This window comes from Stenotrophomonas sp. 107298_Sma (genome assembly GCF_056480345.1).
Window position 1 is genome coordinate 1,668,834 of the sequence record NZ_CM151094.1, and the last position, 25,053, is coordinate 1,693,886.

General features: G+C 66.0%; 28 protein-coding genes. 20 read left to right on the forward strand and 8 right to left on the reverse strand.

Annotated elements, in window-relative coordinates; all coding sequences use genetic code 11:
* Positions 1–270 precede the first annotated feature (270 nt).
* The 3 genes from ACZK2G_RS07865 to ACZK2G_RS07875 all read left to right on the forward strand — a co-directional run bounded on the left by ACZK2G_RS07865 (position 271) and on the right by ACZK2G_RS07875 (position 2,807).
* On the forward strand, positions 271–1,038 hold the full coding sequence (locus ACZK2G_RS07865) for a sulfurtransferase (protein ID WP_430766396.1): 768 nt from the start codon (positions 271–273) through the stop codon (positions 1,036–1,038).
* Positions 1,039–1,246: 208 nt separating this feature from the next.
* Positions 1,247–2,242: an LLM class flavin-dependent oxidoreductase gene (locus tag ACZK2G_RS07870; protein WP_046988222.1), complete on the forward strand. Its 996-nt coding sequence runs from the start codon at positions 1,247–1,249 to the stop codon at positions 2,240–2,242.
* Positions 2,243–2,309: 67 nt separating this feature from the next.
* Positions 2,310–2,807 carry a pyridoxamine 5'-phosphate oxidase family protein gene (locus ACZK2G_RS07875; protein ID WP_295378373.1) on the forward strand — a complete coding sequence of 166 codons (498 nt, stop codon included), beginning with the start codon at positions 2,310–2,312 and terminating at the stop codon, positions 2,805–2,807.
* 92 nt (positions 2,808–2,899) lie between these two features.
* Here the strand turns inward: ACZK2G_RS07875 and ACZK2G_RS07880 are convergent, their stop codons facing one another.
* Positions 2,900–3,559 carry an exopolysaccharide biosynthesis protein gene (locus ACZK2G_RS07880; RefSeq protein WP_046988219.1) on the reverse strand — a complete coding sequence of 220 codons (660 nt, stop codon included), beginning with the start codon at positions 3,557–3,559 and terminating at the stop codon, positions 2,900–2,902.
* Positions 3,543–4,847, reverse strand: coding sequence for a hemolysin family protein (locus tag ACZK2G_RS07885; protein ID WP_041864498.1), 1,305 nt, complete (start codon positions 4,845–4,847; stop codon positions 3,543–3,545). Before ACZK2G_RS07885 ends, ACZK2G_RS07880 begins: the two co-directional genes overlap by 17 nt.
* Before the next feature lie 292 nt (positions 4,848–5,139).
* On the opposite strand from ACZK2G_RS07885, the gene ACZK2G_RS07890 reads away from it, so the two are divergent.
* The gene (locus tag ACZK2G_RS07890) at positions 5,140–5,766 is read left to right on the forward strand and encodes a DUF47 domain-containing protein (RefSeq protein WP_025878890.1); all 627 of its coding nucleotides are present in this window, start codon (positions 5,140–5,142) and stop codon (positions 5,764–5,766) included.
* Positions 5,767–5,779: 13 nt separating this feature from the next.
* The gene (locus tag ACZK2G_RS07895; RefSeq protein ID WP_006431323.1) at positions 5,780–6,901 is read left to right on the forward strand and encodes an inorganic phosphate transporter; all 1,122 of its coding nucleotides are present in this window, start codon (positions 5,780–5,782) and stop codon (positions 6,899–6,901) included.
* A 379-nt stretch (positions 6,902–7,280) separates the two neighbouring features.
* Here the strand turns inward: ACZK2G_RS07895 and ACZK2G_RS07900 are convergent, their stop codons facing one another.
* The 3 genes from ACZK2G_RS07900 to parE all read right to left on the reverse strand — a co-directional run bounded on the left by ACZK2G_RS07900 (position 7,281) and on the right by parE (position 11,526).
* Complete coding sequence (locus ACZK2G_RS07900; RefSeq protein ID WP_295378387.1) at positions 7,281–8,777, reverse strand: S10 family peptidase; 1,497 nt, start codon at positions 8,775–8,777, stop codon at positions 7,281–7,283.
* A gap of 110 nt (positions 8,778–8,887) precedes the next feature.
* Positions 8,888–9,466: a GNAT family N-acetyltransferase gene (locus ACZK2G_RS07905; protein WP_046984408.1), complete on the reverse strand. Its 579-nt coding sequence runs from the start codon at positions 9,464–9,466 to the stop codon at positions 8,888–8,890.
* A gap of 170 nt (positions 9,467–9,636) precedes the next feature.
* Complete coding sequence (gene parE / locus ACZK2G_RS07910; RefSeq protein ID WP_046984409.1) at positions 9,637–11,526, reverse strand: DNA topoisomerase IV subunit B; 1,890 nt, start codon at positions 11,524–11,526, stop codon at positions 9,637–9,639.
* A gap of 172 nt (positions 11,527–11,698) precedes the next feature.
* Here parE and ACZK2G_RS07915 point away from each other — a divergent pair, with 172 nt between their 5' ends.
* The 10 genes from ACZK2G_RS07915 to truD all read left to right on the forward strand — a co-directional run bounded on the left by ACZK2G_RS07915 (position 11,699) and on the right by truD (position 19,590).
* Positions 11,699–11,932 carry a hypothetical protein gene (locus ACZK2G_RS07915; RefSeq protein WP_032969519.1) on the forward strand — a complete coding sequence of 78 codons (234 nt, stop codon included), beginning with the start codon at positions 11,699–11,701 and terminating at the stop codon, positions 11,930–11,932.
* Positions 11,933–12,332: 400 nt separating this feature from the next.
* On the forward strand, positions 12,333–13,997 hold the full coding sequence (locus ACZK2G_RS07920) for a CTP synthase (RefSeq protein WP_004152841.1): 1,665 nt from the start codon (positions 12,333–12,335) through the stop codon (positions 13,995–13,997).
* 89 nt (positions 13,998–14,086) lie between these two features.
* On the forward strand, positions 14,087–14,917 hold the full coding sequence (kdsA, locus tag ACZK2G_RS07925; protein WP_012510652.1) for a 3-deoxy-8-phosphooctulonate synthase: 831 nt from the start codon (positions 14,087–14,089) through the stop codon (positions 14,915–14,917).
* Positions 14,914–15,258 carry a hypothetical protein gene (locus ACZK2G_RS07930; RefSeq protein WP_337301958.1) on the forward strand — a complete coding sequence of 115 codons (345 nt, stop codon included), beginning with the start codon at positions 14,914–14,916 and terminating at the stop codon, positions 15,256–15,258. The genes kdsA and ACZK2G_RS07930 overlap by 4 nt, the downstream gene beginning before the upstream one ends.
* Positions 15,258–15,587, forward strand: a complete 330-nt coding sequence (locus ACZK2G_RS07935; protein WP_046984411.1) for a hypothetical protein — start codon at positions 15,258–15,260, stop codon at positions 15,585–15,587. Before ACZK2G_RS07930 ends, ACZK2G_RS07935 begins: the two co-directional genes overlap by 1 nt.
* A 97-nt stretch (positions 15,588–15,684) precedes the next feature.
* The gene (gene eno / locus ACZK2G_RS07940) at positions 15,685–16,977 is read left to right on the forward strand and encodes a phosphopyruvate hydratase (protein ID WP_136638593.1); all 1,293 of its coding nucleotides are present in this window, start codon (positions 15,685–15,687) and stop codon (positions 16,975–16,977) included.
* A 4-nt stretch (positions 16,978–16,981) separates the two neighbouring features.
* Positions 16,982–17,335 (forward strand): cell division protein FtsB, encoded by a 354-nt coding sequence (ftsB, locus tag ACZK2G_RS07945; protein WP_136638592.1) that lies wholly within the window; start codon positions 16,982–16,984, stop codon positions 17,333–17,335.
* Complete coding sequence (ispD, locus tag ACZK2G_RS07950) at positions 17,332–18,030, forward strand: 2-C-methyl-D-erythritol 4-phosphate cytidylyltransferase (protein WP_046984414.1); 699 nt, start codon at positions 17,332–17,334, stop codon at positions 18,028–18,030. Before ftsB ends, ispD begins: the two co-directional genes overlap by 4 nt.
* Positions 18,031–18,064: 34 nt before the next feature.
* On the forward strand, positions 18,065–18,562 hold the full coding sequence (gene ispF / locus ACZK2G_RS07955; protein ID WP_065722302.1) for a 2-C-methyl-D-erythritol 2,4-cyclodiphosphate synthase: 498 nt from the start codon (positions 18,065–18,067) through the stop codon (positions 18,560–18,562).
* Entirely contained in the window at positions 18,559–19,590 is a 1,032-nt protein-coding gene (gene truD / locus ACZK2G_RS07960; RefSeq protein WP_253078634.1) for a tRNA pseudouridine(13) synthase TruD, read from the forward strand. Before ispF ends, truD begins: the two co-directional genes overlap by 4 nt.
* Before the next feature lie 126 nt (positions 19,591–19,716).
* On the opposite strand, the gene ACZK2G_RS07965 is transcribed toward truD, so the two are convergent.
* Positions 19,717–20,256, reverse strand: coding sequence for a Smr/MutS family protein (locus ACZK2G_RS07965; protein ID WP_046984417.1), 540 nt, complete (start codon positions 20,254–20,256; stop codon positions 19,717–19,719).
* 209 nt (positions 20,257–20,465) lie between these two features.
* On the opposite strand from ACZK2G_RS07965, the gene surE reads away from it, so the two are divergent.
* From surE to ACZK2G_RS07985, 4 genes are read left to right on the forward strand one after another with little or no spacing between them, the layout of a single operon-like run.
* Complete coding sequence (gene surE / locus ACZK2G_RS07970) at positions 20,466–21,245, forward strand: 5'/3'-nucleotidase SurE (protein ID WP_478475137.1); 780 nt, start codon at positions 20,466–20,468, stop codon at positions 21,243–21,245.
* Positions 21,242–21,919, forward strand: a complete 678-nt coding sequence (locus ACZK2G_RS07975) for a protein-L-isoaspartate(D-aspartate) O-methyltransferase (RefSeq protein ID WP_046984418.1) — start codon at positions 21,242–21,244, stop codon at positions 21,917–21,919. Before surE ends, ACZK2G_RS07975 begins: the two co-directional genes overlap by 4 nt.
* 18 nt (positions 21,920–21,937) lie before the next feature.
* The gene (locus ACZK2G_RS07980) at positions 21,938–22,552 is read left to right on the forward strand and encodes a YqaA family protein (protein ID WP_004152860.1); all 615 of its coding nucleotides are present in this window, start codon (positions 21,938–21,940) and stop codon (positions 22,550–22,552) included.
* The gene (locus ACZK2G_RS07985; RefSeq protein WP_136638588.1) at positions 22,549–23,334 is read left to right on the forward strand and encodes a peptidoglycan DD-metalloendopeptidase family protein; all 786 of its coding nucleotides are present in this window, start codon (positions 22,549–22,551) and stop codon (positions 23,332–23,334) included. The genes ACZK2G_RS07980 and ACZK2G_RS07985 overlap by 4 nt, the downstream gene beginning before the upstream one ends.
* A 277-nt stretch (positions 23,335–23,611) precedes the next feature.
* Here the strand turns inward: ACZK2G_RS07985 and ACZK2G_RS07990 are convergent, their stop codons facing one another.
* Positions 23,612–23,986, reverse strand: coding sequence for an Mth938-like domain-containing protein (locus tag ACZK2G_RS07990; protein ID WP_253079824.1), 375 nt, complete (start codon positions 23,984–23,986; stop codon positions 23,612–23,614).
* A gap of 13 nt (positions 23,987–23,999) precedes the next feature.
* Entirely contained in the window at positions 24,000–24,305 is a 306-nt protein-coding gene (gene yhbY, locus ACZK2G_RS07995; protein ID WP_478475140.1) for a ribosome assembly RNA-binding protein YhbY, read from the reverse strand.
* A gap of 65 nt (positions 24,306–24,370) precedes the next feature.
* On the opposite strand from yhbY, the gene rlmE reads away from it, so the two are divergent.
* Positions 24,371–25,003 (forward strand): 23S rRNA (uridine(2552)-2'-O)-methyltransferase RlmE, encoded by a 633-nt coding sequence (gene rlmE / locus ACZK2G_RS08000; protein ID WP_004152870.1) that lies wholly within the window; start codon positions 24,371–24,373, stop codon positions 25,001–25,003.
* Positions 25,004–25,053 lie beyond the last annotated feature (50 nt).

Consider the following 25,053-nt stretch of genomic DNA (forward strand, 5'->3'; position numbering starts at 1 on the left):
GGACGGCAAAAACTGCTCCTGCCTGCCTCGTAGAGCGCCTTGCTCGTGTGCGCTGTCCTGCGCACACGGCAAGACCGGGGTTGGGCGTCCTGCCCAACCCGCCCGGCGCATGCCCCGGGCCCATGGTGCTCTGCGCCCCCGCCTGCCCACACCGCCCCACCCCTGACAGATTCCGGGTGTCTGCCGGGCTTGGGGTCGGATCCCTCTGCTGCGCAGAGGGCTCTGACCCCTGAATCTGTCCGTGCTGGCGGGAGGCGCTAAAATGGCGGGATGATCGCCAATACCGCCGCCTACCATTTCGCCGTCATCGACGCCCCCCAGGCCCTGTGCGACCAGCTGCTGGCGCGTGCCGAGGCGGCTGGGCTGCGGGGCACGATCCTGGTGGCAGGCGAGGGGCTGAACCTGTTCCTGGCCGGTGCGCCTGGGGCCATCGAGGGTTTCTATGTGGCGCTGCGTGCCGATGCGCGCTTTGCACATATGCGGGTCAAGACCAGCCTCAGTGAGCATCAGCCGTTCGCGCGGCTGAAGGCCAAGGTGAAGGACGAGATCATCAGCTTCCGTCGCGACGACGGCCAGCCGCTGGATTACCCGCGCGCGCCGGCGATCGATCCGGCCACCGTGCAGCGCTGGTTGCGGCAGGGGCATGACGACGTCGGCAAGCCGGTGGTGATGCTCGATACGCGCAACCTGCAGGAAGTGGAGTACGGCACCTTCAAGGATGCGCTGGTGCTGCCCATCCACAAGTTCACCGACCTGCCCGAGGCGCTGGCGCCGCACCGCGAGGCGCTGAAGGACAGCACCGTGGTCAGCTTCTGCACCGGTGGCATCCGTTGCGAGAAGGCTGCGCTGTGGATGGTCAACGACGGCATGGACAACGTGCTGCAGCTCGACGGCGGCATCCTCGGTTACTTCGAGGAGGTGGGGGGCGAGGGCTACGAAGGACGCTGTTTCGTGTTCGACGAGCGCGTGGCGCTGGATGCCGAGTTGAAGCCGATGGTCGACCAGCCGATGCCGGAGCCGCGCCCCAGCGCGTTCTGACAGGGCGCCGGTAGAGCCGGCCGCTGGCCGGCTGCAAGGGCTCTCCGCCTGTCGGCCAGCGACCGGCACTACCCAACACGCATGGCACCCCGGGCCATGCCCGGCGGCCCTGAACCCGCCCCACGGGAATCAGCATCCCGCTACCGTCACTGGCCGCCGCGCCTCGCCGTCCCCATGCATGGGGAATCCTGTGACGGAAAACCGCCTGATGATTCCATTGTCGATTCTCGACCTGGCCCCGGTCTGCGAGGGCAGTGACACCACCGCCGCCTTCGCCAACATGCTGGAGCTGGCCCAGCATGCCGATGGGCTGGGCTACCGCCGCTACTGGCTGGCCGAACACCACAACATGCCCGGCATCGCCAGCGCCGCCACTGCGGTGTTGATCGGCCATGTCGCCGGCGGCACCAAGCGCATCCGCGTCGGTGCAGGGGGCATCATGCTGCCCAACCATGCGCCGCTGCAGGTGGCCGAGCAGTTCGGCACGCTGGCCTCGTTGTATCCGGACCGCATCGATCTCGGCCTGGGCCGTGCGCCGGGCACCGATCAGCCGACCGCGCGTGCACTGCGCCGCTACTTCGACAGCGCCGACCAGTTCCCCCAGGACGTGCGCGAGCTGCTGCACTACTTCGAGCCGGTGCAGCCCGGGCAAGCGGTGCAGGCCGTTCCGGGTGGTGGCCTGCGGGTGCCGACCTGGATCCTCGGTTCCAGCCTGTTCGGTGCGCGCATGGCCGCCTCGATGGGCCTGCCGTACGCGTTCGCCTCGCACTTCGCACCGGACGTGATGGACGAAGCGCTGGCCGTGTACCGCCGTGAGTTCCGCCCTTCGGCGACGTTGAAGCAACCGCACGCCATGCTGGCCTTGAACGTTGTCGCCAGCGACAGCGAAGCCGAGTCGCGTCGATTGTTCACCAGCCAGCAGCAGAGTTTCGTGAACCTGCGTCGCGGCCGCCCGGGCAAGATTCCGGCACCCATCGACGACATCGAGTCGTTCTGGGAGCCGCATGAGAAGCTGGGCGTGGAGCGGGCACTGGCCTGCACCGTCCTCGGCGATCCGCAGCAGGTGGCCGAGGGCATCGCCGCTTTCGTTGAGCGGCACAAGCCAGACGAGCTGATGCTCACCGCGAACCTGTACGACCACCGCGCGCGCCTGCGCTCGTTCGAACTGGCGATGCAGGCCTGGCACGCCCGCCACGCGGGCTGAACAATTGCGTCACGAGCTGTTGCAGCGATGCACGGTCTGATGGGGCTCCCACTCATGGAGCCCCCACATGTCCAACGCCCGCACTGAACACATTGCCCAGCTGGCTGAACTGATCAGGGACGTGGAGGTGGCGATGTTCACCACCACCGGTGTCGATGGCCGCCTCTACAGCCGGCCGCTGGCCACCCAGCAGGTCGCCTTCGACGGCGACCTGTGGTTCGTCATCACTGCCGACAGTCCGAAGGTGGCTGAAATCGCGCTCGATCCGCACGTCAACGTGGCCTATGCCTCGCCGTCGAAGAATACTTACGTGTCGGTCGCGGGGCGTGCGCGCGTCGTCGATGACCGCGCAAAGGTCGAGGAATTGTGGTCGCCGGCGATGAAACTGTTCTTCCCCGGTGGCAAGGATGATCCCAACCTGCGCCTGATCCATGTGCGCGCCGATTCGGCCGAGTACTGGGATGGCCCGGGCACGTTGCTGGGCAAGGCGCTGACGTTCGTGTTGTCAGCAGTGCAGGACGAGCCCGGGCAGTTGGCCGACAACGGGTTCATTGACCTTCGGTGATGGCCGATGTCCGGTATTGGTAGTGCCGGCCGCGGGCCGGCAATCCTGGAAACGTGGCGGCAGGCCAGCGGCCGGCTGTACCGGGTTCCGGCTCAGAACCAGCGCTGGAACAGCTCCACCGTATAGCCCACCAGCTGCCCGGAACTGAAACCGAAGAACGCAATCGCTGCCAGCGCTGCGATCCAGTTGAACAGCATAAGCGCGCCATCGCGTTCCAGCAGTGCCAGCGAGAACAGCAGCAGCTGGAAACCGAACAGGAAGTTGGTGAACGGGATCGGCAGCGACAGCAGCAGGCCCAGCAGCACCAGCAGCAGGCCGGTGAAGGCATGCGCCGGCAGTGGCGTGAGAAGTTGCGGCAGCCGTGGCTTCAACATCCGGTCCAGCCGCCGCAGCGGGCGATCGATGCGGTCGAGGAAGCGGTGCATGGTGCTGCGTCTGGGGCCGCGGCGGGCAATGAAGCCCGGGAGCCAGGGCCGGCGCAGGCAGCACAGCATCTGCACCCCGATCAGAATTACCAGTGGGCCGCTGACCGCGCCTCCCATGCCCGGAATCGGGATGAACGATGGCAGGATCGCCACGAACAGGAACACGCCGAAGGCGCTCTGCTGCAGGTTGCAAAGGATCTGGCCGAGCGGCATGTGCTCGGCCGGGTCGCCGGAGGCGAACATCTCCAGCAGGGTGCGGATGCCCTCGTTGCGGTAGGCCGGGCGCTCAACGCCCGGACCCTGGCCGGCCTCAGGCGGTGAGCTCATCGGCCTGCTCGTCCGACAGCGTGCGCAGCAGCAGCTTGTCCACGCGGGCACCGTCCAGGTCGACCACCTCGAAGCGCCAGCCGGCCCAGTCAAAGTACTCGCCCGCGTGCGGGATGCGGCCGAAGTAGTGGATGCACATGCCGGCCAGCGTGTAGTAGTCGCCATCCTCGGCATCGGGCAGGTCGTTGCTTCCGATCAGCTCGCGCAGGTCCTCGATCGGCAGCGAGCCGTCCACCAGCAGTGAGCCGTCCTCGCGGGTCACCACCAGCGCATCTTCGTCGGCATTTTCGGTGGCCTGCAGACGGCCAACCACCGCGCCCATCAGATCGCTGATGGTCACCAGGCCCTGGATCTCGCCGTACTCGTCCACCACCAGCGCCATCGACTGCTGTTCCTCGCGGAAGATCTCCAGCAGCTTCATCGCGTGGGTGGATTCAGACACGTACAGCGGCTCGCGCAGGGTCTGGAACAGCGCGTTGTCACCGCGCGCCATACGTGTGGCCAACGACTTCAGTTCAAGCACGCCGACCACGTCCATGTCGTTGTCGCGGTACACCGGGTACCGCGAGAACTCATGCTCGGCCATGATCTCCAGGTTCTTGTCCAGACCGCCCTGCGTGTCCAGCCAGGCAATCCGGTTGCGCGGGGTCATCAGGCTGTCGGCGGTACGATCGCCCAGGCGCATGACGCGGTTCATCATGTCGCGTTCGTGGGCGTCGATCACGCCGGCCTCGTGGCTTTCGGCCACCAGCATGCGGATCTCTTCTTCGGTCACCGAGGCGACTTCATCCTTGCCCAGGCCGAAGAGGCGCAGCACCAGCTGGGTGGTCTTGGACAGCAGCCAGACGAAGGGCAGGGCCAGCTTGGCCAGCCAGCTCATCGGCATCGCCACCAGGCTGGCAATGGCCTCCGAACGGGTCAGCGCCAAGCGCTTGGGCACCAGTTCGCCGAAGATCAGCGTAATGAAAGTGATCAGGCTGACCGCCAGCGCGGTACCGACATTGCCGGCGTAGGCAAAGCCGGGCATCAGGCCCTGGATCCAGCCGGCGAAGGCTTCACCCAGCGCTTCACCGCCGAGGTAGCCGGTCAGCACGCCGATCACGGTGATACCGATCTGCACGGTGGACAGGAAGCTCTCCGGCTTCTCCGACAGCTCCAGTGCCTTGGCAGCGCGCTTGGAGGTGCCGGCCATCTGCTTCAGGCGGCTCTTGCGCGAGGTCATGACCGACATCTCGGACATGGCGAAGAAGCCGTTCAACAGAACCAGCGCGAAGACAATCAGGATCATTTCAAACACGGGCATCGTCCCCGGTTGGTGGCAGGGAGGGCGGGTGCTTGCGATGGCGGCAGGCGCTCAGGAACAGGGTCCGGCGCGGCGCAGGGGGATAAGGGTCGTCGTCCATAAGGTGCGCCCGAGGGCGCGCTGGCATCTTAGCAAAGGGCCGTGGCAGGGTGGCAACTGCCTGTTCAGGTTGAGGGTCCCCAGCCCCCGAAAGGAGGCGGGGATACCCGAGATGGTCATCTAGCCGTCATAATTCCGTCTGGTGCCGTCCTTCCCGCGACGGCTGACAGGTTTCTCAATGTTCTCTCTGCAGACCATTTTCGGTTCCGGCAAACAGTTCTACACCCTGCTCGATGAGGCTGCCGTCGCGGCTTCCGATGCCGCCAAGGCACTGCATTCGATGCTGCGCGACGCCGATCGCCAGCCCGCCCTGGATGCCTTCAAGCTGGCCCGTCTGCGCGAACGCGCGGCCTCGGACAAGATCAGCCAGGCGCTGGTGGACAGCTTCATGACCCCGATCGAGCGCGAAGACATCGAAGCGCTGGGCTCGGCCCTGTACAAGATTCCCAAGCAGATCGAGAAGTTCGCCGATCGCTATTCGCTGGCCACCACCCACCTGGAACACATCGACTTCGCGCCGCGCGCGGCGATGCTCGAGCAGGCCGCTGGCGTGGTGGTGGAGATGGTGGCCGACCTGCGCCACATGAACCTGGACCGGATGACCGCGCTCAACGAGCGCCTGCGCTCGCTGGAAAACGAGGCCGACCGTCTGATGCTTGAGCTGTACCGCGACATCTACTCCGGTCGCCTGGACAACCTGCAGATGTTCCTGCTGAAGGAATTCTTCGAGATCCTGGAAAAGGCCATCGACCGCTGCCGCGAGGCCGGTGTGGTGGCGTACCAGATCGTGTTGAAGAACAGCTGACGGGCCGGTACCGATGCTCACCCTAGTCCTGGTGGTGATCCTGGCCGCGCTCGTCTTCGAGTTCATCAACGGCTTCCACGATACCGCCAACTCCATCGCTACCGTGGTGGCAACCAAAGTACTGTCGCCCGGTTGGGCGGTGATGCTTGCCGCCTTCATGAACCTCATCGGTGCCCTGACCGGCACCGCGGTCGCACTGACCATCGCGTCGGGCCTGCTCAACACCAACGTGGTCGACGTGACCCCGCAGGTGATCCTGTGCGCGCTGCTGGGCGGCATCATCTGGAACCTGATCACCTGGTGGAAGGGCCTGCCGTCTTCGTCTTCGCACGCCCTGATCGGTGGCCTCTGCGGCGCCGGCCTGGCTGCGGCCCACAACAACTGGGACGCGCTGATCTGGTCCGAGCGCCTGGGCAGCTGGGCGCAGAACAAGGGCCTGCTGTGGAAGGTGTTCGTGCCGATGATCACCTCGCCGATCGCCGGCTTCCTGCTGGGCATCGTGGTGATGGTGCTGCTGTGGGGCTTGATCGCCGGCCTGGCCAAGATCGGTGGTGCCATCGGCCGCCTGGCCCGTCCGCGCATCGTCAACGCCTTCTTCGGCAAGGCACAGATCGCCTCGGCGGCCTACATGGGCTTCGCACACGGTCATAACGACGCGCAGAAGACCATGGGCATCATCGCGATGACCCTGATCGGTGCCGAAGCGACCGGCGCACTGAACGACCTGCCGTCGTGGCTGGCCTTCATGCATCCGGACGCGCATGCCGGCGATGGCATCGCCATGTGGATCGTGCTGACCTGCGCGGTGGTGATGGCCGCCGGTACCGCTTCGGGCGGCTGGAAGATCATCAAGACCCTGGGTCACAAGATGGTCAAGCTGCACCCGATCCATGGCTTCGCCGCAGAGACCAGCTCGGCCACCATCCTGACCCTGGCGGCCCACTTCGGCATGCCGGTCTCGACCACGCACAGCATCTCCACCGCGATCATGGGCGTCGGCTTCGCCAAGAACCCGCGTTCGCTGAAGTTCGGCGTGATCGAACGCATCGTCTGGGCCTGGATCCTGACCATTCCGGCAGCAGGTGGTTGTGCGTACCTGATCCTGAAGCTGTTCGAGCTGTTCGGCTGGACGTGAGGCCCGCGGCCTTAGCTTAGGGTCAGAGCCCTTTGCCTGCGGGGAAAAGGATCTGACCCCAACAATCGAAAAAGCCCGCCGGATACCGGCGGGCTTTTTTCATGGGCGAAGAATTTTCCGTATCCAGCGTGCCGACCAACGGTCGGCACCCACCAACAGCCGCAGGAATCTGTCAGCGGCGGGGTGGGGTGGGGTTGCAGGACCGTTGGCGCCATGGATGGCGCCATCGAGCCCCCATGGATGGGTTTAGGGCGTGTCCTGCAACCCCATCCCGCCTCGCCAGCCCACAGGAACCCGGCTTTTGACGTTGCGGTTGCAGTTGCAGTTGCCGTTGCCGTTGCTGTCAGCGGGTGCCGGGCCGCAGGCCCGGCCGAACCCCTCAGTTACGCTGGAACAACGCCTGCACATCCTTCCGGAATGCCGCCTGGCTGTCCGCCCGGCTGTAGAACATGTGCCCGCCCGGATAGCTGCGTACCTGTACCCGGTCCGGATTGCTGCCCATCGCCGGCATCTGGTCCACCGTCAGGATCGACCCCATGAACGGGCACGACAGGTCGTTCCAGCCATGCACGATCAAGACCTGAAGGTGCGGATCGATCGCCACCGCCTGGCGCAGCTGGGTCACCGCGCCCTGGCGCAGATCACCGTTGCGGTCCCACAACCGGTTCACCTCGTAGTTCAGCGCCTGGTAGCGGGAATCCACCTTCCAGCCGACCACGCGCGTGACGAAGTCGACCATCGCCGTGGTGGTCGGCGCGATGATGCTGTCCAGCAGCGGATCGTTGGCACGCTGCTCCGGATCGTTCGGGAACGGATCGAACGCGGTCACGTTGGAATCGTAGCGGCTGCCCAGCGTGCCTTTGTCGCGGAACACCTCGCGCAGGTACGCCTGGGTTTCCAGACGACCACCGGCACGACGCACGAACTGCGGATCCAGGCCGGTCAGCTCGGTCACCCGGCGCAGCATCGCCTCGGTGGCCTGCGGATCGCTGCGGCCCCTCATCAGCGCGGTGGCGTAGTCGCCGCGGGTGTACTCGACCACGTCACGCATCGCCGCGTCGGTCAGCTTGCCCTGGCGCTCGAGGTGCGCGGCGGCGATAGACGGCAGCGTCTGCATCCACGCCATCGGCGAGACATCGGCGTTGTCTTCCAGGGTCGGGCTCAGGTACGGCGACACCAGCACCAGGCCGTTCATCGCCACGCCCAGCCGGGTCTGCAGGTAATGGGTGATGCGCGGGCCGCGGTAGCCACCGTAGCTTTCGCCGGTCAGGTACTTGCGCGAGGCCATGCGCTGGTTGCGCAGCAGCCAGTCGTAGATCGAGCGCGACAGGTACTCGATGTCGGCGTTGGGGTTGTACAACTGCTTCTTGGCCTCGTCATCGCCGATGCGTGCGCGGCTGAAGCCGGTGCCGACCGGATCGATGAATACCAGGTCGGTGAAGTCCAGCCAGGTGCCCGGGTTGTCGTGCAGGGTGGCCGGCGCCGAGGCGCTGTCGCCTTCCGAACCGAAGGTCACCACCTTGGGACCGATCGCGCCCATGTTGAGGTAGACCGACGAAGCGCCGGGGCCGCCATTGAGCGCGAAGGTCACCGGCCGGTCCTTGCCCGGCATCGTGTAGGCGGTGAACACCAGGTCGGCGATCACCTTGCCCTTCTCATCGCGCACCGGCAGGGTGCCAACGGTGGCGGTGTAGTCGAGGGCGCGACCGGCCAGGCGGATGCTCTGGCGAGCGGACGCATCGGCCGGCAGCGCAGGTACCTCGGTCTTGTCGTCCTTGGCATCGGACTTGGTTTCGGCGGCGGGCGCGGCCAGCACGCTGGCGGGAGCAATGAGCAGGCCGACGCAGAGCGCGGCAGTGTGCAGCAGGGACTTCATGGCACCGAATCGGCAGCGGAAGGGGGTTCCGATGCTAGGCCGCTTCGGTGCCGCGCCGTATGTGTCCAAAGCCATGGCCAGGCGTTGTCGCCTGTTGCGGCCAGATTGGGTCAAGCGGGCAGGGCGGCGGCCGCTTCGTCGTCGGCCAGCAGCCCGTACACCGCCGAATCGGCCAGTTCACCCTGGATGCGCCAGCGCTGGCGCAGCAGGCCCTCACGGTGGAAACCGAGGCGTTCAAGCACGTGCGCGGAGGCCGCGTTGCGCGGATCGATTTCGGCTTCCACGCGATGCAGGCGCAGGGTGTGGAACAGGTAGGCCAGCACCTGCTGCAACGCTTCGTGCATGTAACCCTGGCCCTGCAGGCCAGGCGCCAGCAGGTAGCCGATCTCGGCGCGGGCAGCGTCACGGTCGACGGCAAATACCACGCAGATGCCCAGCAGTGGCCCCTCCAGCGATTCGCGTACGGCCAGCTTGAGCTGGGTGCCGGTGGCGTGTGCCGCGAGGTCGTCGTCGATCTGCTCGCGGGCTTCGGCAGGTCGTTTCCAGGCCGGATGGTTCCACCAGCGCATCACCGCCGGGTCGGATTGCAGCGTGAACAGCGCAGCCGCGTCATCACGGCGGATCGGGCTCAGGATCAGGCGCGCGCTGTGCAGCGGCAGGCCGGGGAACAGCAGCGAGTTGGCGGGCAATTCAGTCGTCCACGCAGATGAGCGCGCATTATGGACCCGCAGGGTTTGCCGATGGGGGTGTAATGGCCCCGTGGCGCATGAACCGGTAGTGCCGGCCGCTGGCTGGCACCACCGGTTAACGGGGTCAGAGCCGTTCACCGTTGGGAAACGGCTCTGACCCCGCTCAGCGATCAGGCTTCCAGCGAAGCGAGGTCGCCCTTGCTTTCCAGCCAACCCTTGCGGTCGGACGCACGCTTCTTGGCCAGCAGCATGTCCATCAGCGAACTGGTCTGCTCGCGATCGTCCACGGTCAGCTGCACCAGACGGCGGGTATCCGGATGGATGGTGGACTCACGCAGCTGCGGCGGATTCATTTCACCCAGGCCCTTGAAGCGGGTCACGTTGACCGCGCCCTTGATCTTCTCGCGTTCGATCTTGTCCAGCATCGAGCGCTTTTCTTCCTCGTCCAGGGCGTAGAACACCTGCTTGCCCACGTCGATGCGGAACAGCGGCGGCATTGCCACGAACACGTGGCCGGCATCGACCAGCGCCGGGAAATGCTTCAGGAACAGTGCGGTCAGCAGGGTCGCGATGTGCAGGCCGTCGGAGTCGGCGTCGGCCAGGATCACCACCTTGCCGTAGCGCAGGCCGCTGATGTCATCCTTGCCCGGATCGCAGCCGATGGCGATGGCCAGGTTGTGTACTTCTTCCGAGGCCAGCACGCTGTTGGACGAGACTTCCCAGGTGTTCAGGATCTTGCCGCGCAGCGGCATGATCGCCTGGAAATCCTTGTCGCGGGCCTGCTTGGCGCTGCCGCCTGCCGAATCACCTTCGACCAGGAACAGTTCGGTGCGCGACAGATCCTGGCTGATGCAGTCGGCCAGTTTGCCGGGCAGGGCTGGGCCTTGGGTGACCTTTTTGCGGACGACCAGCTTTTCGGTCTTCAGGCGCGCACTGGCGCGCTCGATGGCGATCTGCGCGATCTTCTCGCCCAGTTCCACGTTCTGGTTCAACAGCAGGCTGAACGCATCATGCGCGGCGCCTTCGACGAAGCCGGCGGCCTGGCGCGAGGACAGGCGTTCCTTGGTCTGGCCGCTGAACTGCGGGTCGGTCATCTTCAGCGACAGCACGAACGACACACGGTCCCAGACGTCTTCCGGGGCCAGCTTGACGCCGCGTGGCAGCAGGTTGCGGAAATCGCAGAACTCGCGCAGCGCTTCGGTCAGGCCGGTGCGCAGGCCATTGGCATGGGTGCCGTGCTGCGCGGTCGGGATCAGGTTGACGTAGCTTTCCTGCACCAGCTCGCCTTCCGGCAGCCAGGCCACGGCCCAATCAACGATCTCCGTGTCCTTCTTCAGATTGCCGACGAACAGATCGGCCGGCAGCGATTCGCGGTCGCCCAGCTCCATCTTCAGATAATCGCGCAGGCCGTCCTCGTAGTACCAGGTATCGACTTCGCCGGTGGCTTCGTCGGTCAGCTTCACGGTCAGGCCCGGGCACAGCACGGCCTTGGCGCGCAGCAGGTGCTTGAGCGCACGCACGGCGAACTTGGGCGTATCGAAGTACTTCGGATCCGGCCAGAAGCGCAGGCGGGTACCGGTGTTCTTCTTGCCGACGGTGCCGACCACTTCCAGCGGCGAGGCGCGGTCGCCGTTGCGGAAGGTGATGCGGTGTTCGGCACCTTCGCGCTTGATGTGGATTTCCACCAGGGTCGACAGCGCATTGACCACGCTGACGCCGACGCCATGCAGGCCGCCGGAGAAGGTGTAGTTGTTGTTGTTGAACTTGCCGCCGGCATGCAGGCGGGTGAGGATCAGCTCGACGCCCGGGATCTTCTCTTCCGGATGGATGTCCACCGGCATGCCGCGGCCGTCATCGCTGACCTCTACGCTGCCGTCCTTGAACAGGGTGATCTCGATCGAACGGGCGTGGCCGGCGAGGGCTTCGTCCACCGAGTTGTCGATCACTTCCTGCGCCAGGTGGTTCGGGCGCGCGGTGTCGGTATACATGCCGGGGCGGCGCTTGACCGGGTCAAGGCCGGACAGGACTTCAATATCGGCGGCGTTATAGCGGGCGTTCATCTGTCTTCGAAAGCTTGGAGCGACGCGCAAGTGTGCGGTCTGGCCCGTGATTTTGCACGCCTGCGGTTCAGCCTTGGAGCGCGCAAGGGGGTAAAATGGCACCCGCTGGAATCTGAACGCCGGCGCCCCTAGTTGGACCGATATGTCCAAGCCATACCGCGAGGAGGACTCCATGAAGAAGTTGCTGACCATTGCGATCCTGGCCGCCGCTGCCGTTGCAGTGCCGCTGGTGCTGGCGCAGAACGCCGGCCAGCCGGCCCCGCAGCAGGGCGACCAGGCCGACAAGGCGCAGTCCGAGGCGGACGCCAAGGCCAAGCGCCGCGCCCAGGCCAATGCCGAAATGAAGGCCAAGGGCCAGCCGGTCCCGCAGCAGGAAGAAGAGGAAGAAGCGCGCAAGAAGCGCTGATCCCACAACCTGCCAGGCGCCCTTGCGACAAGGGTTGCGCTCCGGAACGCCCCGCCCAGCGGGGCGTTTTTTGTTGGATGGGACGCACAAGCCCCTTGGGTTGGCGGCCATCAATCTGTAAACTATGGCTTTCCGGGAGTAAGTGCGTGTCCACCATTTGCGAATGGGCTGGAGCGGCCAAGCGTGGCTTCCAGCATGGCGGGTCGCAGGTGACGGTCGATTTGACCGGCACGGCCACCCCGACCTCGCACGGTGGTCCCCGTCCGGCGCCTGCCGCCGCATGGAACGGCACCTCCCTCGCTGTCCCAGCGAACCGGAAAACCCCCTCTGAGCACCATGCCCGCCCTCCGGGTGCGCGTGGTGCTGCCGTTTTCCATTTCCAGACAGGATGCTTGCAGCCATGACTCCCTTGATTTTCGTAACCGGCGGCGTGGTGTCCTCGCTCGGCAAAGGCATTGCCGCCGCGTCGCTGGCCGCCATTCTCGAAGCCCGTGGCCTCAAGGTCACGATGATGAAGCTCGACCCGTACATCAACGTCGACCCGGGCACCATGAGCCCGTTCCAGCACGGTGAGGTCTATGTCACCGACGACGGCGCCGAGACCGACCTCGATCTGGGCCACTACGAGCGTTTCGTGCGCACCCGCCTGAGCCGCAAGAACTCGGTCACCACCGGTCGCATCTACGAGAACGTGATCCGCAAGGAGCGCCGCGGCGACTACCTGGGCGCAACCGTGCAGGTCATCCCGCACATCACCGACGAGATCCGTCGCTGCATCGATGAAGCCACCGAAGGCTACGACGTGGCCCTGGTCGAGATCGGCGGCACTGTCGGCGACATTGAATCGCTGCCGTTCCTGGAAGCGATCCGCCAGGTGCGCACCGAGCGTGGCCCGGAGAAGGCACTCTTCATGCACCTCACCCTGGTGCCGTACATCGGCGCCGCCGGCGAGCTGAAGACCAAGCCGACCCAGCACTCGGTGAAGGAGCTGCGCTCGATCGGCATCCAGCCGGACGTGCTGCTGTGCCGCTCCGAACAGGCCGTGCCGGATTCGGAGCGCCGCAAGATCGCCCAGTTCACCAACGTTTCCGAACGCGCGGTGATCAGCGTGCCGGACGTGGACGTGCTGTACCGCATTCCGTCGGGCCTGCATGCCCAGGGCCTGGACGAGATCGTCGTCAACCAGCTGAAGCTGGCCGACAAGGTCGGTCCGGTCGACCTGTCGATGTGGGAAGACGCGGTCGACGCGACCCTGCACCCGCTGGACGAAGTGACCATCGCCGTGGTCGGCAAGTACGTCGACCACCAGGACGCCTACAAGTCGGTCGGCGAGGCACTCAAGCACGGCGGCCTGCGCCAGCGCACCAAGGTCAACCTGAAGTGGCTGGAAGCGCAGGATCTGGAAGGCACCGATATGGCCGCGCTGGCCGATGTCGATGGCATCCTGGTGCCGGGTGGTTTCGGCGACCGTGGTTTCGAAGGCAAGGTGCTGACCTCGAAGTTCGCCCGCGAGCAGCAGGTGCCGTACTTCGGCATCTGCTATGGCATGCAGGCCGCGGTGGTCGATTACGCGCGCAACGTGGTCGGCCTGGAGGGTGCCAACAGCACCGAGAACGACCGCCAGTCGCCGAACCCGGTGATCGGCCTGATCACCGAATGGCGCACTGCCACCGGCGACGTCGAGAAGCGTGACGACAAGAGTGACCTGGGCGGCACCATGCGCCTGGGCCTGCAGGAACAGCGCCTGAAGCCGGGCACGCTGGCTCGTGAGCTGTATGGCAAGGACGTGGTGGCCGAGCGTCACCGCCATCGCTACGAGTTCAACAACCGCTACCGTACCCAGCTGGAAGATGCGGGCCTGGTGATCGCCGGCAAGTCGATGGACGACACCCTGGTGGAAGTGGTCGAGCTGCCGCGCGATGCGCACCCGTGGTTCCTGGCCTGCCAGGCACATCCGGAATTCCTGTCCACGCCGCGTGATGGCCACCCACTGTTCATCGGCTTCATCCGTGCCGCGCGCGAGCGCAAGGCCGGCGGCAAGCTGCTGCAGGAAGTCCGCGCCTGACTTGTGATGGGGGCCCTGAGCCCCCATCTTGCTCGCTTCAACCCCAGTGCATCGGCCCGGCCGCTGCCGTGGACAACCAAGGAAATGCCATGAAACTGTGTGGATTCGAGGTCGGGCTGGATCAGCCCCTGTTCCTGATCGCCGGCCCCTGCGTGATCGAGTCGATGCAGCTGCAACTCGATACCGCCGGCAAGTTGAAGGAAGTCACCGACCGGCTCGGTGTCAACTTCATCTTCAAGTCCAGCTTCGACAAGGCCAACCGCACCTCGGGCACCGCGTTCCGCGGCCCGGGCATGGAAGAGGGCCTGAAGGTCCTGGCCGAGGTCAAGAAGCAGATCGGCGTGCCGGTGCTGACCGACGTCCACGAATACACCCCGATGGATGAAGTGGCCTCGGTGGTGGACGTGCTGCAGACCCCGGCGTTCCTGGTCCGCCAGACCGACTTCATCCGCAAGGTGTGCTCGGCCGGCAAGCCGGTCAACATCAAGAAGGGCCAGTTCCTGGCGCCGTGGGACATGAAGCCGGTCGTGGAAAAGGCCAAGGCCACCGGCAACGAGCAGATCATGGTCTGCGAGCGCGGTGCCAGCTTCGGCTACAACAACCTGGTCAGCGACATGCGCTCGCTGGCGGTGATGCGCGATACCGGTTGCCCGGTGGTGTTCGACGCTACCCATTCGGTGCAGTTGCCGGGCGGGCAGGGCACCAGTTCCGGTGGCCAGCGCGAGCATGTGCCGGTACTGGCGCGTGCCGCGGTTGCCGTGGGCATCTCCGGCCTGTTTGCCGAAACCCATCCGGACCCGTCCAAGGCGCTGTCCGATGGCCCCAATGCATGGCCGCTGGACCAGATGGAAGCGCTGCTCGAGACCCTGATGGAGCTGGATGCAGTGACCAAGAAGCACGGCTTCTCGCGCTTCGCGTGAGTCGTGACCCGTGGACGGCGTTGGCAACCCAGCGTCGTCGCTGGCACTGGAAGCAGTGGCCGTGGGGCCTGATCGCACTTGGCCTGGCATTGCTGTCGCTGTCGGGTGCGTTCTTCATCTTCATGCTGGTGGGAGCGGCGATGCGCCCGCCCGGTGACGGCGCGGGCCTCAACCTGAAGCCCTATGTCATCACCCTCGCCGTGGCCGAACTGTTCACTGTTTCCGCCGGCATCGTTACGTCGGTGCTGGGTTGGCGACTGAACCGGGGCAGGGCGGCCGCCGCGCTTGCCATGGTCCTGCTCTCGCTGTGGCTTGGCGTGCTGCTGCACGACCTGTTCTGATGAATACGACGACACCGCCACGAGGCTGGCCCTGGGGCCTGGTCGCCCTGGGATTGTCGGTGCTCGCCTGGAGCAGCCTGTTGACCGCCGTAGTGGCCTTTGCAGCCAGCTTCCGTCCCCCGGGGGACGGCGACAACGGCGTGCAGGCCATGCAGTGGTGGGTGCTGGGCGCGCTGGTCACGCTGGTCCTGTCCTTTCTGGGCAGTCTGGTGGCGATGGTGCTGGCCTGGCGGCGGCAGCGAGGACCCATCTGGGCGGCGATTGCCGGTGCCCTGCTGGTGATGCTGGTGTCGCTGGTGCTGATCGTGATCGGGTCCAGCTGGGGCTGATGCCGATCAGGCCATTTGGCAAGCGGCGGGTAGCCGGGGATAATCACGCGGCATTCGTTTTTGTCGCCCCCTCTCCATACAGGTAACCGGCCCGACCATGAGTACGATCCGCAGCATCCATGCCCGTGAAATCCTCGACAGCCGTGGCAACCCCACGCTGGAAGCCGAAGTCACCCTGGAGGACGGTTCGTTCGGTCGTGCCGCAGTTCCCTCCGGTGCCTCCACCGGCACCAAGGAAGCGGTGGAGCTGCGCGACGGCGACAAGACCCGTTACCTGGGCAAGGGCGTGCGCAAGGCGGTCGACAACGTCAACACCACCATCGCCAACGCGCTGAAGGGCTTTGAAGCCTCCGACCAGGAAGGCCTCGACCGTCGCCTGATCGACCTCGACGGCACCGAGAACAAGGGCCGCCTCGGCGCCAACGCGCTGCTGGGTGTTTCGATGGCCGCCGCGCATGCCGCCGCTGCATCGAGCAAGCAGGCGCTGTGGCAGTACCTGGCCGCCAGGACTGGCGTGACCCCGTCGCTGCCGGTGCCGATGATGAACATCATCAACGGCGGCGCACATGCCGACAACAACGTCGACTTCCAGGAATTCATGGTGCTGCCGGTCGGCTTCACCTCGTTCTCCGAAGCCCTGCGCGCCGGCACCGAAATCTTCCATTCACTGAAGTCGGTGCTGAAGGGCCACGGTCTGAGCACGGCGGTTGGCGACGAAGGCGGCTTCGCGCCGGACTTCCGCAGCAACGTCGAGGCGCTGGACACCATCCTCGAAGCGATCGGCAAGGCCGGCTACACCGCCGGTGAAGATGTGCTGCTGGGCCTGGACGTGGCCTCCAGCGAATTCTTCGAGAACGGCAAGTACAACCTGGTCGGCGAGAACAAGCGCCTGACCTCCGAGCAGTTCGTCGACTTCCTCGCCGACTGGGCCGCGCAGTACCCGATCATCACCATCGAAGACGGCCTGGCCGAGAACGACTGGGCCGGCTGGAAGCTGCTGACCGATCGCATCGGCAAGAAGGTGCAGCTGGTGGGTGACGACCTGTTCGTGACCAACCCGAAGATCTTCCAGGAAGGCATCGACTCGGGCACCGCCAACGCGATCCTGATCAAGGTCAACCAGATCGGTACGCTCAGCGAGACCCTGGAAGCGATCGCGATGGCCGACCGCGCCGGCTATGCCGCCGTCGTCTCTCACCGCTCGGGCGAAACCGAAGACACCACCATTGCCGATATCTCGGTGGCCACCACCGCCACCCAGATCAAGACCGGCTCGCTGTGCCGCAGCGATCGCGTGGCCAAGTACAACCAGCTGCTGCGCATCGAGGAAGCTCTCGGCGCCGGCGCGCGTTACGCCGGTCGTGACGCGTTCGTTTCGCTGAAGCGCTGATCCGATGCGCGACTGGCGCTGGATGCTGCTGTTGCTGGCCCTGTTGCTGGGCTGGCTGCAGTATCGCTTCTGGTTTGGTCCGGGCAATTCGGGTGAAGTCATGATGCTCGAAGCCCAGGTCACCAACCAGGAGCGTGACAATGAGGGCCTGCAGCAGCGCAATGACGCGCTGGCTGCCGAAGTGAAGGACCTCAAGGAAGGCCAGTCCGCCATCGAAGAGCGCGCGCGCAGCGAACTGGGCATGATCAAGCCTGGCGAGAAGTTCTACCGCGTGGTCGAGGATGCACCGGTCCATCCGGTACAGCCCGCGACGGGTGTCAGCGCGCAGGCGGGCGATCATCCGGCGGACGTGCCATGAGCGCGGCGATCTGGGTGGTGGTTCCGGCCGCCGGTCGTGGCGCCCGTTTCGGTGCGCCCTTGCCCAAGCAGTACCTGCAGGCGGGTGGGCAGATCCTGCTCGCCCACACCCTGGATGCACTGCTGGCGCATCCGGCGGTGGCCGGAGCGATGGTGGTGATCGGCCCGGACGATGCCGACTGGCCGGGCTGGAGCGAATGGGCCGGCAAGCCGGTGCTGACCTGTATCGGTGGCGCTACCCGTGCGGCCTCTGTGCTGGCCGGATTGCAGGCGCTGCCGGAGACGGTGCGCGCCGATGAATTCGTGCTGGTCCACGACGCGGCGCGCCCGAACCTGTCGCCGGCCGATCTCGGCCGCCTGCTCGAAGTCGGTCGTGCCGACCCGGTCGGCGCGATTCTCGCGGCACCGGTGCGTGACACCCTCAAGCGCGCTGGCGACGATGGTGGCATCGATGGTACCGAGCCGCGCGAGCGTCTGTGGCGCGCATTGACGCCGCAGCTGTTCCGCCGCCACCAGCTCAGTCGCGCGCTGTCCGAAGCCGCTGCCGCCGGTGTGGAAGTCACCGACGAGGCCATGGCCATGGAACGCCAGGGCCAGCGCCCGCTGTTGGTCGAAGGCAGCGAGGACAACTTCAAGGTCACCACCCCGGCCGATCTGGACCGGTTTGAATTCGTACTTTCCCGCCGCGCCGGCTGATCGCCCGCGCGGCCCTGCTGCAAGGGCTGTATCCATGAGCACCGCACCGTTCCCGCCCGTCCGCATTGGCCAGGGCTACGACGTCCATGCCTTCGGTGAAGGCGACCACATCATGCTCGGCGGAGTGAACGTGCCGCACAGCTGCGGCGTGCTCGCACACAGCGATGGCGACGTGATCCTGCATGCGCTGTGCGATGCCATGCTGGGTGCGATCGCGCTGGGGGACATCGGCCAGCATTTCCCGCCCAGCGACGACCGCTGGAAGGGTGCCGACAGCAGCGATTTCGTGCGCCACTGCGACAGCCTGCTGCGCGAGCGCGGCTGGCGCGTCGGCAACACCGACATCACCGTGATCTGCGAGCGGCCGAAGGTCGGCCCGCACGCGTTGGCCATGCGCGAACGCATCGGCGAACTGCTGCAGCTGCCGCTGGACGCGGTCAGCGTCAAGGCCACCACCTCGGAGAAGCTGGGCTTCACCGGCCGTGGCGAAGGCATCGCTGCGCAGGCGGTGGTGCTGCTGGTGGCGGCATGATTCCGCTGCCGCTCGCGTTCGGCGCGCCGCTGCTGAGCGCACGCATCCGCACTACGCCGGAAGATTTCCAGGTTGATGAACTGCCGGCCTTCGAGGCCACCGGCGAAGGTGAGCACCTGCTGCTGCACATCCGCAAGCGCGGTGCCAACACCGTGCACGTGGCCAAGCTGCTGGCCGCATGGGCTGGCCTGCCGGAAATGGCGGTGAGCTACGCCGGCATGAAGGATCGGCACGCGGTCACCACCCAGCGCTTCAGCGTGCACCTGCCCAAGCGCGTGGCGCCTGACCTGGCATCGCTGGCCAGTGATGAAATCGAAGTGATCGAATCCACCTGGCACAACCGCAAGCTGCAGCGCGGTGCACTGGCCGGCAACCGTTTCAAGCTGGTGCTGCGCGACGTGCAGGGTGATGCCGCCGCGATCAGTGAGCGCCTGCAGCAGATCGCAGAGCGGGGCCTGCCGAACTGGTTCGGCGAGCAGCGTTTTGGCCGCGACGGTGGCAACGTGCCGGCGGCGCTGGCGATGTTCGGTGGCCGCCGCATGCGAAAGGACCAGCGTTCACTGCTGCTGTCGGCGGCCCGCTCGGCGCTGTTCAACCGCGTGCTGGCCGCGCGCGTGGAGCAGGGCAACTGGGACCAGCCGCTGGATGGCGAAGTGTGGATGCTCGATGGCAGCCGCAGCGTGTTCGGCCCCGAGCCGTACACCGATGTACTGGCCGAGCGCCTGGCGCGCTTCGATATCCACCCCAGCGCACCGCTGTGGGGCGAGGGTGAACTGCGCAGCACCGAAGCGGCACGCGCGCTGGAGCTGGCGACGCTGGATGACGACGAATCCAAGGCGCTGCGTGCCGGTCTGGAAGACGCGCGCCTGAAGCAGGAGCGCCGCGCACTGCGCCTGCGTCCAGCGTTGCTGCAGCACCAGTGGCTGGCGGATGACGTGCTGGAACTGTCGTTCGCACTGCCGCCGGGCTGTTATGCCACTGCCGTGCTGCACGAGCTCGGCCCGGTCGAAGACGCCTCGCAGGCCTGAGCAGGCGGGCGGGGGTAGAGTCGACTGTTAGTCGACTATCGCGCGCATCGCGGGGTTTCGGCGTGCTGCTGCAGAGAGCAGTCGACTAACAGTCGACTTCTACCGGGCCGGTCGCCGCCGGATTCGTCAACGCCGTGCCAGCAGCACCAGCATCGCGCCGGTGCCGCCTTGTCCGGTCGGCGCCGAATGAAACGCCAGCACGTCGTTGCGCAGCCGCAGCAGGCGATCGACCAGGTTTTTCAGTACCGGCGCACCGCCATCGGACTGCAGGCCCTTGCCGTGGATGATGCGCACGCAGCCGTATTCGTGCGCATGCGCTTCCAGCAGGAACTGGCGCAGCAACGCTTCTGCCTGCGCTGCGGTTGCACCATGCAGGTCCAGCTCGTCCTGCACCGAGTACTGGCCACGCTTGAGGCGCTGGAACACCCGCGGCGGCAGGTTGTCGCGTCGATAGCTGGCCACGTCGCCGGCTTCCAGCGGTGTACTGTCGCGCAGCAGCCGGGCGAACTCGCCAGCGGCTTCCGCCTCGTCACGCTCGGCCATGCGCGCGCGCGGTTTCGGCCGCGGCGCGGCGGGCGCCGGCTCGGCATCCTTGCGCAGCGGCGTCACTTCGCCGATGGCTGCACGGAACAATGCGGCCGGATCTTCATCTTCAGGGTGCGACATGCGCACAGGGTAAACCGCCGGCGTGAGCCTGCCTATGACGATTCGAAGTCGGCCGTGACCGCCGGCAGGGTAGGACCGGCGGCTCGCATGCGGCACAATAGACGATGCCCTTGCAGGGTCGACGGCTTCCGCAGGGAAGCGCGACGGTCCCGCCCACACTGCACGGTGATGGAATCGAATTCTTGGAAAATCAAGCGGTTAAATCGAAGATGCGAATCCTGGTCAGCAATGACGATGGTGTCGACGCCGCAGGCATCCGGATGCTTGCCTCGGTCCTGCGCGAAGCCGGTCACGAAGTGACGGTGGTCGCACCTGACCGCGACCGCTCCGGCGCCAGCAACTCCCTGACCCTGGACCTGCCGATCCGCCTCAAGCGCATCGACCACTACACCGTCTCTGTAGCCGGCACGCCGACCGATTGCGTGCATCTGGCGCTGACCGGCCTGCTTGAATTCGAACCTGACATTGTCGTGTCCGGCATCAACAACGCTGCCAACCTCGGCGACGACGTGATCTATTCCGGAACCGTCTCGGCGGCGATGGAAGGTCGCTTCCTCGGCTTGCCGGCAGTAGCGGTCTCGCTGGTCAGCCGCAATCACGATCCGAAGCACTTCGAGACCGCCGCGCGTGCCGCAGTCGAGATCGTTGCCCGCCTCAAGGCCGACCCGCTGCCCGCCGACACCATCCTCAACGTCAACGTGCCGGATCTGCCGTGGAACGAGGTCAAGGGCTTCGAGGTCACCCGCCTCGGCAACCGCCATCGCGCCGAAGGCTGCATCGCGCAGAAAGACCCGCGCGGCAATGATGTGTACTGGATCGGGCCAGCTGGCCGCGAGCAGGACTCCGGCCCCGGCACCGATTTCCATGCGGTGCGCACCGGCCACATCTCGATCACGCCGATCCAGGTCGACCTGACCCGCTACCAGGCACTGGAGAAGGTGGCCAGCTGGGTCGGCGGCCTCAGTGCTGCGCTGGACCAGCCGGCATGAGCCCGCGCCTGCGCCTGCAACCGGAAGCTGTCGGCATCGGCATGACCTCGCAACGTGTGCGTGACCGCCTGGTCGATCGCCTGCGTGAAGCGGGCATCGTCGACGAATCAACCTTGAATGCGATCAGGGTGGTGCCGCGCCATCTTTTCATCGATGAGGCGCTGGCGTCACGGGCCTACGAAGACACCGCACTGCCTATCGGCCATGGCCAGACCATTTCGCAACCCTGGGTGGTCGCTCGGATGACCGAGGCTGTCCTGCAGGTGGCACCGAAGCGGGTGCTGGAAGTGGGTACCGGTTCGGGCTACCAGGCCGCGGTGCTCGGTGCACTGGGTCTGGAGGTGTACACCGTCGAGCGCATCGGAGACCTGCTGCGCCAGGCGCGCAAGCGTTTTCGTGCGTTGGGCATGAACATCCGTACCAAGCATGATGACGGCCGCGTCGGTTGGGCCGAGCACGGTCCGTTCGATGCCATCGTGGTCACCGCAGCGGCGCCAGCGCTGGTCGATGTACTGATCGAGCAGCTCGCCGAAGGCGGCCGCCTGGTGGCCCCGGTCGGCGGCCCCAGTGCGCAGTCGCTGGTGCAGTTGGACCGCAAGGCCGACGGCAGCATCGAACAACACGTGCTGGCGCCGGTCACCTTCGTACCGCTGCTGTCTGGCATGCTGGACTAATCCACGGAGCAGGGTTGCATGAAGATTTTCGGGCCGCTGTACGAGCGGGCGATGAAGTGGGCGGCGCACGAACGCGCGCCGACCTACCTCACGGTATTGAGTTTCTTCGAGGCGATCATTTTCCCGGTGATGCCGGAAGTGATGCTGGCGCCGATGTGCGTGGCCCAGCCCAAGCGCGGCTGGTGGTTCGCGACTCTCAGCCTGGCCGGTTCAATGGTCGGTGCGGTGGTCGGCTACGCGTTGGGTCATTTCGCCTTCGAGGCGATCAAGCCACTGTTCGAGGCACTGGGCATGCTGCCGGCGATCGAGCAGGGCATCACCACCGTGCAGGCCAAGATGGCCGAGTCGCCGTGGGCGGTGTTCACCTTCCTGGTGCTGGGCGGCTTCATGCCGATCCCGATGAAGGTCTTCACGTGGGCATCGGGTATCGTCGGCGTACCGATGCCGCAGTACCTGTTGAGCATGCTGATCGGTCGTGGCAAGCGCGTGTTCGTGCTGGCTGCGGTCATCCGTATCGGTGGTGCGCGTGCCGAAGCGGCGCTGCGTCGCTGGATTGAACCGCTGGGCTGGATCGCCACCGCGTTGGTGGTGGTGCTGATCGCCTGGCTTGTATGGAGGTCGAAGTTCGCATGAATCCTGATCGTCTGAGCAAGGGAGTGCGCATCGGCGCGCTGGCGTTGCTGGTTTCCACCCTGGCCGCCTGCGGCACCGCTACCGTGGTTCGTCCTGGTGGGGGCAGCACCGGTGGCGGCGTGACCACGCCGAAGACCTCGGTGCCCAAGCCGGGCCAGACCGTGGTCGTTCGCAAGGGTGACACCATCTATGCGCTGGCCCGCATCCACGACATCACCCCGGCTGACCTGATTGCCTGGAACAGCCTGGACAATCCCTCATCGATCCATCCGGGGCAGGTGATCCGCCTGTATCCGGCCGGTGCCAGCGGCGGCCGCGCACCGACCACGGTGGTGACCCCGCCGCGCTCCGGCGGCAGCACCGCAGGCAGTGCCGCGCCGACCACGGCGCCGGCCGGTCCGGTGAAGAGCAACATCGCTTGGCGCTGGCCGGCCGATGGCGCCGTCGTGGGCCGCTACGTGGCGGGTGATGCGACCAAGCAGGGCGTGGACATCGCGGGCACCAGCGGCCAGGCAGTCAAGGCCACCGCCAATGGCGTGGTGGTGTATTCCGGTGCGGGCCTGGTCGGCTACGGCGAGCTGATCATCATCAAGCACAGCGACCAGTGGCTGTCGGCGTACGGTCATAACCGCAAGCGCCTGGTGAATGAAGGGCAGAGCGTGAAGGCTGGCGAGCAGATCGCGGAGATGGGCCGTACCGGCGCGAACCGCGACATGGTCCACTTCGAGATCCGCTACAACGGCAAGCCGGTCGACCCGCAGCAGTACCTGCCGGCGCGTTGATCGTCGATTCGCCATCTGGGCGGATCCCCGGCCCGGCGTAGCACGCCGGGCGTTTGCCGTCGGCGCGGCCCATGGGCCGCAAACGCCGTCGGCGCACCCGCTACAACGGCAAGCCGGTCGACCCGCAGCAGTACCTGCCGACGCGTTGACGTTGATGGCGCCGGGCCATGCCCGGCGCCTTTCCGCCGCGAAGCGACGCCGCCCGAGCATGGGCTCGGGCGCTACAGGCTACGTGTGATCCAAGGTAGCGCCGGGCGATGCCTGGCGGCTCTGTTCCTCAGCCTTCCAGAATGAAGGCGGCAGCGACCTTACGGCCTTCGCCGGCCAGGATGTTGAAGGTGCGCGCGGCGGCCGGGTTGTTCATCACTTCCAGACCGATGCCACGGCTCAGGCATGCAGCCATCACCACCGCCGGCGGGAACACCTGGCGGTCGCCGGTGCCCAGCACGATCAGTGCCGGATTCAGTGCCAGGATCGGCTCCAGGTCGGCCAGCTGCAGCTCGGCGGCACGTGCCACCGGCCACTGCGCGACCAGCTGGTCCGGAGTCAGGAAGAAACTGCTGCCCAGGACCTGGTCATTCACCTTGGCCGAGCGGCCATCGGCGGCGCGCAGGCTGTAGGCGTAATCGGGCGGTTCGTGGTTCAGCTGCATGGCAGTAAGGCGATCAGCCGCGCGGCAGCACGATCTGGCGCTGTTCCTTGCTCGGGCGATACAGCACGGCGACGTGGCCGATGCGCTGCACCAACGCGCTCTCGGTGGCTTCGACGATCTCGCCGATCATCACGTCACGGGCGTCGCGGTCTTCGGCAGCGACCTTCACCTTGACCAGCTCGTGGCGCTCCAGCACTTCATTCAGCTCAGCGATGAAGGCCGGGGTCACGCCCTTGCCGCCGGTCTGCAGCAGCGCCTTCAGGTCGTGGGCTTGGCCGCGCAGGAAACGGGTCTGGGAAGCGGTCAGGGCGATGAACATGCAGGAAAACACGGTTGAATGGGGCGATCAGGGTATCATGAGGACCCCATCAGCCCCTATTTTCAATGGCTACCCGCAGCAAAAGCAGCCAGCGCTGGCTCAAGGAACATTTCTCCGACCCCTTCGTGAAGAAGGCGCAGGCCGAAGGCATGCGCTCGCGCGCCGCCTACAAGCTTGAAGAGCTGCTCGAACGTGACCGGCTGCTGAAGCCGCACATGGTCGTGGTCGACCTTGGCGCGGCCCCGGGCGGTTGGTCTCAGCAGGTTCGGAGACAGATCGGCGATACTGGCCGTGTGCTGGCCCTGGACATCCTGGACATGCCGCCGCTGGCCGGCGTGGAGTTCCTTCACGGTGACTTCAGGGAAGAAACCGTCCTATCGCAGTTTGAAGCCATGCTCGGTGATCAGCCGGTAGACCTTGTGCTGTCGGACATGGCCCCCAATAAGAGTGGTGTAGGCGCGGTCGACCAGCCGCGGATGATGCACCTGGCGGAGCTGGCCCTGGATTTTGCCGACAACCACCTGAAGACCGGTGGGGCGTTCCTGATCAAGCTGTTCCAGGGCGAAGGCTTTGACGACTACGTGCGTGACATGCGCCGCCGGTACGACAAGGTCTCCATCCGCAAGCCGGAAGCGTCGCGCAAGCGCTCTCCCGAGGTGTATGCCTTGGGTCAGGGAAAACGCGCCCACATGAAGTAAGCTCGCAACGTACGCAAGTTCGACCCCAACGCAACGCCAGCACTAAGAGG

What these genes read in the sequence shown, in the direction of transcription:
- ACZK2G_RS07865 (WP_430766396.1), top strand. Translation starts at nt 271, where the DNA reads ATGATCGCCAATACCGCCGCCTACCATTTCGCCGTCATCGACGCCCCC.
- ACZK2G_RS07870 (WP_046988222.1), top strand. Translation starts at nt 1,247, where the DNA reads ATGATTCCATTGTCGATTCTCGACCTGGCCCCGGTCTGCGAGGGCAGT.
- ACZK2G_RS07875 (WP_295378373.1), top strand. Translation starts at nt 2,310, where the DNA reads ATGTCCAACGCCCGCACTGAACACATTGCCCAGCTGGCTGAACTGATC.
- ACZK2G_RS07880 (WP_046988219.1), bottom strand. Translation starts at nt 3,559, where the DNA reads ATGAGCTCACCGCCTGAGGCCGGCCAGGGTCCGGGCGTTGAGCGCCCG.
- ACZK2G_RS07885 (WP_041864498.1), bottom strand. Translation starts at nt 4,847, where the DNA reads ATGATCCTGATTGTCTTCGCGCTGGTTCTGTTGAACGGCTTCTTCGCC.
- ACZK2G_RS07890 (WP_025878890.1), top strand. Translation starts at nt 5,140, where the DNA reads ATGTTCTCTCTGCAGACCATTTTCGGTTCCGGCAAACAGTTCTACACC.
- ACZK2G_RS07895 (WP_006431323.1), top strand. Translation starts at nt 5,780, where the DNA reads ATGCTCACCCTAGTCCTGGTGGTGATCCTGGCCGCGCTCGTCTTCGAG.
- ACZK2G_RS07900 (WP_295378387.1), bottom strand. Translation starts at nt 8,777, where the DNA reads ATGAAGTCCCTGCTGCACACTGCCGCGCTCTGCGTCGGCCTGCTCATT.
- parE (WP_046984409.1), bottom strand. Translation starts at nt 11,526, where the DNA reads ATGAACGCCCGCTATAACGCCGCCGATATTGAAGTCCTGTCCGGCCTT.
- ACZK2G_RS07915 (WP_032969519.1), top strand. Translation starts at nt 11,699, where the DNA reads ATGAAGAAGTTGCTGACCATTGCGATCCTGGCCGCCGCTGCCGTTGCA.
- ACZK2G_RS07920 (WP_004152841.1), top strand. Translation starts at nt 12,333, where the DNA reads ATGACTCCCTTGATTTTCGTAACCGGCGGCGTGGTGTCCTCGCTCGGC.
- kdsA (WP_012510652.1), top strand. Translation starts at nt 14,087, where the DNA reads ATGAAACTGTGTGGATTCGAGGTCGGGCTGGATCAGCCCCTGTTCCTG.
- ACZK2G_RS07935 (WP_046984411.1), top strand. Translation starts at nt 15,258, where the DNA reads ATGAATACGACGACACCGCCACGAGGCTGGCCCTGGGGCCTGGTCGCC.
- eno (WP_136638593.1), top strand. Translation starts at nt 15,685, where the DNA reads ATGAGTACGATCCGCAGCATCCATGCCCGTGAAATCCTCGACAGCCGT.
- ftsB (WP_136638592.1), top strand. Translation starts at nt 16,982, where the DNA reads ATGCGCGACTGGCGCTGGATGCTGCTGTTGCTGGCCCTGTTGCTGGGC.
- ispD (WP_046984414.1), top strand. Translation starts at nt 17,332, where the DNA reads ATGAGCGCGGCGATCTGGGTGGTGGTTCCGGCCGCCGGTCGTGGCGCC.
- ispF (WP_065722302.1), top strand. Translation starts at nt 18,065, where the DNA reads ATGAGCACCGCACCGTTCCCGCCCGTCCGCATTGGCCAGGGCTACGAC.
- truD (WP_253078634.1), top strand. Translation starts at nt 18,559, where the DNA reads ATGATTCCGCTGCCGCTCGCGTTCGGCGCGCCGCTGCTGAGCGCACGC.
- ACZK2G_RS07965 (WP_046984417.1), bottom strand. Translation starts at nt 20,256, where the DNA reads ATGTCGCACCCTGAAGATGAAGATCCGGCCGCATTGTTCCGTGCAGCC.
- surE (WP_478475137.1), top strand. Translation starts at nt 20,466, where the DNA reads ATGCGAATCCTGGTCAGCAATGACGATGGTGTCGACGCCGCAGGCATC.
- ACZK2G_RS07975 (WP_046984418.1), top strand. Translation starts at nt 21,242, where the DNA reads ATGAGCCCGCGCCTGCGCCTGCAACCGGAAGCTGTCGGCATCGGCATG.
- ACZK2G_RS07980 (WP_004152860.1), top strand. Translation starts at nt 21,938, where the DNA reads ATGAAGATTTTCGGGCCGCTGTACGAGCGGGCGATGAAGTGGGCGGCG.
- ACZK2G_RS07985 (WP_136638588.1), top strand. Translation starts at nt 22,549, where the DNA reads ATGAATCCTGATCGTCTGAGCAAGGGAGTGCGCATCGGCGCGCTGGCG.
- ACZK2G_RS07990 (WP_253079824.1), bottom strand. Translation starts at nt 23,986, where the DNA reads ATGCAGCTGAACCACGAACCGCCCGATTACGCCTACAGCCTGCGCGCC.
- yhbY (WP_478475140.1), bottom strand. Translation starts at nt 24,305, where the DNA reads ATGTTCATCGCCCTGACCGCTTCCCAGACCCGTTTCCTGCGCGGCCAA.
- rlmE (WP_004152870.1), top strand. Translation starts at nt 24,371, where the DNA reads ATGGCTACCCGCAGCAAAAGCAGCCAGCGCTGGCTCAAGGAACATTTC.